Origin of the sequence: Streptomyces sp. B1866, assembly GCF_031932565.1 — a bacterium.
GTDB lineage: Bacteria > Actinomycetota > Actinomycetes > Streptomycetales > Streptomycetaceae > Streptomyces.
The window spans coordinates 1-3,475 of record NZ_JAVSCF010000403.1 but is presented as its reverse complement, the minus strand read 5'-3'; the positions used below and the strand labels follow the sequence as shown (position 1 = coordinate 3,475).

Annotated in this window: 2 protein-coding genes; both read right to left on the bottom strand. The window is 75.0% G+C overall.

All coding sequences use genetic code 11. From position 1 onward, the window contains the following. Positions 1 to 115: 115 nt before the first annotated feature. Positions 116 to 931, bottom strand: a complete 816-nt coding sequence (locus RKE29_RS28725; protein ID WP_312008633.1) for a serine protease — start codon at positions 929 to 931, stop codon at positions 116 to 118. A 312-nt stretch (positions 932 to 1,243) separates the two neighbouring features. Beyond that, positions 1,244 to 2,794, bottom strand: coding sequence for a glycosyltransferase family 39 protein (locus tag RKE29_RS28720; RefSeq protein WP_312008632.1), 1,551 nt, complete (start codon positions 2,792 to 2,794; stop codon positions 1,244 to 1,246). Between the last annotated feature and the right edge of the window lie 681 nt (positions 2,795 to 3,475).

The following is a 3,475-nucleotide window of genomic DNA, read 5'->3' as shown; positions in this document are numbered from 1 at the left end:
CCGTGCGGCGGGCCGTGCGGCGGGCGGCCGCGGGCCCCGGTCGGGGGCCGTACGCGCGCGGGCGGGACCGTGAGGCCGTACGGGCCGCGCGCGGGCGGCCCGTACGGCCGGCGGATCAGCCGCCGAGCTGCGCCGCGCCCGCCCTGATGGCCGGGGCGAAGGTGCTCACCTGCGTGTACACGCCGGGCTTGCCGGGCCGCGCGCAGCCCTCGCCCCAGCTGACGATGCCGACCTCGACCCACTGGCCGAGGTCGTCCTTGCGGAACATGGGGCCGCCCGAGTCGCCCTGGCAGGTGTCCACGCCGCCCTGCGGGAGGCCGGCGCATATCTCCTCGCCGGGTATCAGGTCGCTGTAGGCGGTCTGGCAGGTGGCGTCGTCCACGAACGGCACGGTGGCCTTCAGGAGGTAGCGCTGCTGGCCGCCGCCCTCGGTGGCGGCGCCCCAGCCGGCGACGGTGAAGGTGCCGTTGTCGTACGCCGGGGTGTCGGCGATCTTCAGGGTCGGCAGGCTGGTGATGGGCCGGGCGAGCTTGATCAGCGCCCAGTCCTTGCCGGAGCCGTTGTAGCCGGGGGCCTGCAGGACGCGCGTCGACTTGACCTTGATGGCGCTGGAGCTCTGTAGGTCCACCACGCCCGCGGTGGCGGTGATGGAGGTGTTGGGGCCGCTGCCGTTCACGCAGTGGGCGGCGGTCAGCACGAGGGTCTGGGAGTACAGGGCGCCGCCGCAGCCCATGGACAGCCGGACCATGAAGGGGAATTCGCCCTGGGCGGCGCGGGTGCCGCCGACGACGCTCGGGCTGGGCTTGGGGCCGTCCGCCTGCGCCAGCGCGGTGCCGGGCAGGAGGCCGGCGGCGGCGAGGGCGACCGTGCCGACCGCCGCGAGTCTCCTGAGGTGCTTGGGGAAGATACGCACGAAGACGTGTCCTTTCATGGGGGGTTGCGCACATTTGGCGGGTTCATGTCAATACCGGAACACGCGAGTGCGCCTTGCGATTATGTTGAAGTGATCAACCGACTGACAAGGGGGCCTTCCGGCCACCCGCCGCCACGCCCGCGCGCCCGGGGCGGTCGCGGGCGGCCTCAAGGCCCGGCGTCGCGCGCGGCTCACCGGCCCGCGGGCGTACGGAAGATGGCCGCGGACCGGGCGGGACGGGCCCGCGGCGGCCACAACGGTCCTGCCGCGACCGTACGGTCCCCGGCCGCGGCCGTACGGTCCCCGCGGCGGGCCGCGGGGACCGCGGCGTCAGCAGCGGCCCCCGTGGCGGGGCACGTAGACGACGACCACGATGGTCTGCACCCGGCGGCTGACGCACGGGCGGAAGTCCTCGCGGAGCACCTTCCGCTTGGCGTCCTCCTGCGGATTCCCGGGCTTGCGCCGCCAGGGCAGGTCGCCGACCAGGATCAGGCGCTTGCCGGCCAGCATCGCCGGGCGCATGCGCGCCGGGGGCACCTCGACCCCGGCCAGCGTGCCGGACGGCCCCGGGGCCTCCTGGAGGGTCACGTCCCTCAGGCCCTGGAACTTCTCCGGGCTGGAGAGCATGGCCTCCCGCCGCCAGTGCGGGGTGAAGACCACGCCGTCGCCGGGGCGGGCGAGGTCGCGCACGGCCTGCGCGGTGGCGAGGGTGTTGTCGCGGCGGCTGGCGGGCGTCCGCATGTGCCTCCACTCGGACAGGTGCAGGAGGAAGACCACCGCGATCAGGCCGAGGGCCACCAGCCTGCGGTCCCAGGCGGTGCGCAGCATCCACTCCAGCGCCGCGCCGAACAGCAGGGCGAGACCCGCGTACATGTAGAGCGTGTACCGCTCCAGGTACAGCGGGTGCGCGTAAGAGGCCGTCAGGAGCGCGACGGGCGGCAGGGCGAGCAGCGGCAGGGCGACGGTGCGCACCCGGATCCGGCCCCGGGCCGGGACCGGCACCAGCCCGCACACCGCGCCCGTCAGGATCAGGACGAACAGGTCCTCCCACTGCCCCCGGGTCGGGTCCGGTATCCACCCGACCAGGCCGGACTGGCGCTGGCTGGTGACGACGAGCGGCGCGAGGACGGCGCACGCGGCGCCGGCCGAGCAGATCCAGCCCCACCACACCCCGCGCGGGACGCGGGCCAGCAGCAGCGTGACGCCGTGCGCGAGCAGGCTCAGCACCGCGAACTCGTGCAGCAGGCAGCTGAGCGCGGCCGCCGCGCCGTAGCCGGCCCAGGCGGTCCAGGTACGCCGGTCCACGGCACGCAGCAGCAGGTACGTCGACCACACCACGGCCGCCGACACCAGCGCGTAGGAGCGGCCCTCCTGCGCGTAGTACTGCACGCTGGAGATCATCGGGAACGCGCACCCGGCCGCAAGTCCCGTCCACGGTCCGGCCAGCCGGTGGCCGATGAGCCCGATCCCGGCCGCGGCGGCGGCCATGCCGAGGGCCGAGGGCATCCGCAGCGCGAGCACCCCGCCGCCCCACACGGCGAACCACACGTGCATGAACAGGTAGTACAGGCCGTGGACGGCGTCCGCGTCGCCCAGCAGCCGCCATATCTCGGAGATGCTGCGGTGCGCGACCTGGTAGGTCGTGGACTCGTCCTGCCACATGCTGCCCCGGTGGCGTATCCTCCACAGCCCGAAGGCGAGCGTCACCGCCGCCGGCACCACGGCGGCCAGGACGGGCCCGAGGCGGCCGGACGGGCCGGGGGCCGCGGCGGGCCCGGCGGGCGCGTCGGCGCAGGAGGTGCGCTGCGCGGGTAGCGCGGCGGCTTCCCCGGCGCGCAAGGGGTCGTCCTGCGCGCGTGGGGCATCGATCTCGTAGGTCACCCGTTCTCCCCGTTCGGGACCGTGCCGTCACCGTGACGCACGGGTCATGACCGCCGCAGGGTCAGGGGCGGGGCCGTCGAAGGGGGCCGCCGCGGCGATCCAGATTAGACCAGCCGAGCGTAAAGGCTGATGAGCATTCCTTGGGCCTGGTTTGTGTCACACGCCGTGAGCAACCCCGTCACAGGGTCCGCCGCCCGGCCGGGCCCGGCGGGTTGGGCCGGTCGCCCGTGGCGGGGCCGGCGGCCGGCGTGACGAGCGTCACCTGGGCCGGGTACGGCGGCCCAGCCGCCAGAAGCAGAAGGCGGCGAGCGCGGCGGCCGCGGCCAGGCAGATCCCGGCCTCGATCCACTGCCGGCTCGGGGAATTCGCCGGAAGAGACCAGCGCCCGCCCCTGTCTTNGGGGGGCGGCGGTACCCCCCGGGTGTGCAGGCAGCGGCGCCCGCCGCGTACATCGGACAGCTTCAACCGCCGCGCCGCGCCGCACTCCAGACACCGGCACGACCAACCCTTCGACGCACGGCCCGGATACGCCTCGATCGGCTCGAACCCCGCCTCACGCAGCTCCGCCTCCGCTTCCGCCGGAGTCACCGGAGGCGTATGCCGCCGGTCCCCCGTCCGACCCGGGCGAGCAGGCTGCCGCGCCACCGGAACCGGCACGAACTCCGGCTCCCGCTCCCCGGG